Below are 2,209 nucleotides of genomic sequence, written 5' to 3' on the forward strand. Positions count from 1 at the left end.
CGAGCTGATCAAAAGGCAGTATCAGTACCGAGAAGAGGAGCAGATTGCTCTTGAGGAGTACATACGTGAATCGGGTGAGATGAATGCCTGAGAAATTCAAAGTCAAGATGAGAGAGTTAGATCCTTTGGAGAGAGTCAACAACTTTGAGGAGGTTGCCCTTGGCTACACCAAGGAGGAGGCAATTGCAGAGGCAAATAGATGTCTCCAGTGTAAGCACAAGCCCTGTGTGAGCGGCTGCCCTGTGGGAATAGACATTCCGGGTTTCATCAAAGCACTCAGGGAAGGCGATATGAAAGAGAGTACCAGGATACTGAAAGATGCCAACAACCTTCCTGCAATCTGCGGAAGAGTCTGCCCTCAGGAGAAGCAGTGCGAAGCAGTTTGTGTTGTGGGCAAGATCCCGGGCAGTGAGCCCGTTGCAATCGGGAGACTGGAGAGATTCGTTGCAGACCAGAATGTATCCCTGGAAACCCGGACAAAACCTCCGGTGGACAAAAGAGTTGCCGTAATCGGTGCAGGTCCGGCCGGACTGACGGCCGCCGCCGATCTAGCGAAAGAGGGTTTTTCAGTTACCGTCTTCGAAGCTTTCCATACGGCGGGAGGTGTGCTTGTGTATGGGATCCCCGAATTCAGGCTTCCCAAAGAGATCGTTGCAAAGGAAGTAGAATTTGTGAAAAGCCTGGGAGTTGAATTCCGTTTCAATCAGATTGTAGGCCGAACGATTCCATTTGAAGAGATCAAAAACGAATATGATGCTGTTTTCATTGGCATCGGGGCGGGCGCTCCCAGATTCATGGGGATACCGGGATCGAATCTCAACAACATATTCTCCTCTTCCGAGTATCTAACGAGAACGAATCTGATGAAGGCCTATCTCTTTCCAAAGTTTGACACTCCCGTAAAGATAAAGGACAGGGTAGCCGTGATAGGAGCGGGAAATGTCACGATGGATGCTGCAAGAACGGCCAAAAGACTTGGAGCCAAAGAGGTGCATGTGGTCTACAGGAGAAGCGAAGAAGAAATGCCTGCAAGGATAGAGGAATATCATCACGCCGTGGAGGAAGGGATAGTATTCCACTGGCTGACTCTTCCCGTTGAGTACGTAGGGGACATAAACAACAACGTCACCGGAATGAAGTGCGTGAAGATGACGCTGGGAGAACCCGACTCATCAGGAAGAAGAAGGCCGATTCCGATTGAGGGCTCGGAATTCGTAATGGATATAGAAATGGTGATCGAAGCGATCGGTCAAACACCGAACGCCGTTCTAAAGACAGGGTTCCCGACCGTTAGGCTCAACAAGTGGGGAAGTATAGATGCCGAAGAATCTAATGGCAAAGTTAATGAGGGTGTCTATGCCGGAGGAGATATTGTCACTGGTTCTGCAACCGTCATTGAGGCAATGGGAGCCGGCAAGCGTTCTGCGAGAGCAATCAAGGCATACTTGCTGCGCAAATAATGGGCTTCAGGACACCTGCGACAGACTTTGAATGTAAGGGATTTCGGGAGACTATCGAGAAAAAAAGTGAGTAGTCAGTCAATGGTTTTCTGCACCGAGACTCTTCATTTCGGCAGCAATTCCCAACTCATTTCAAGGGAGTTCCTATTGTTCAAAGAATAAATCAACTCTCAAACCCAATCTGAGAATCATGGAATCCTGATACTTTTCTTGATAAAAGAGACTTCTCTTCGTAATGAAAAAAATGATGAAAAACGGCTTTCGTTGATACAGAGCTTTCATTTTTCTGCCTTTTCGGTGCGTTATATTCTCAAAATTCCTCGTGAGATACGATCATACCCGATCAATCTCCTTTATTCCCAGCTGATGAATCCGTTCTACCCAAAAGAGTGTTTTCAAATAGACCGTTGAGTTTGCTAGAATAATTTAGGTTCAGAAACTAACTAATTAGGAGGACTGAATTTGCCAATCTCTGAGAGAAGATCAGCCGGAGTGCCCTCTGAGCTTAGGGAAAGAAATCTCAAGACAATAATTGACGTGGTATTTAGGTACCAGCCCATATCAAGAACAAAGATTTCCAATTTGACCGGGATAAGCAAGCCAACGATAAGCAAGCTCGTTGGCTTTCTTATTAAGGAGGGATATCTTGTAAGCGCTGGCAAGACTTCTTCTGGTCTGGGAAAGAGGCAAGAACTTCTTTCCTTCAATCCTGGGAAGGCCTTCGTTATTTCGGTTGATGTCGGACTCGC

At 47.0% G+C, this 2,209-nt stretch carries 3 protein-coding genes; all 3 read left to right on the top strand.

Going from position 1 to position 2,209, the window contains the following annotated elements; genetic code table 11:
• On the top strand, positions 1-91 hold a 91-nt coding region (locus tag ENN47_05420), incomplete at its 5' end, for a sulfide/dihydroorotate dehydrogenase-like FAD/NAD-binding protein (protein ID HDP77613.1).
• Positions 84-1,460 (top strand): NADPH-dependent glutamate synthase, encoded by a 1,377-nt coding sequence (gltA, locus tag ENN47_05425; protein ID HDP77614.1) that lies wholly within the window; start codon positions 84-86, stop codon positions 1,458-1,460. The genes ENN47_05420 and gltA, both read left to right, overlap by 8 nt.
• Before the next feature lie 462 nt (positions 1,461-1,922).
• Positions 1,923-2,209: hypothetical protein (locus ENN47_05430; GenBank protein ID HDP77615.1), on the top strand; the 287-nt coding region annotated here is incomplete at its 3' end.

It is taken from the genome of Mesotoga infera (genome assembly GCA_011045915.1).
In the GTDB taxonomy this organism is placed as follows: Bacteria; Thermotogota; Thermotogae; order Petrotogales; family Kosmotogaceae; genus Mesotoga; species Mesotoga infera_D.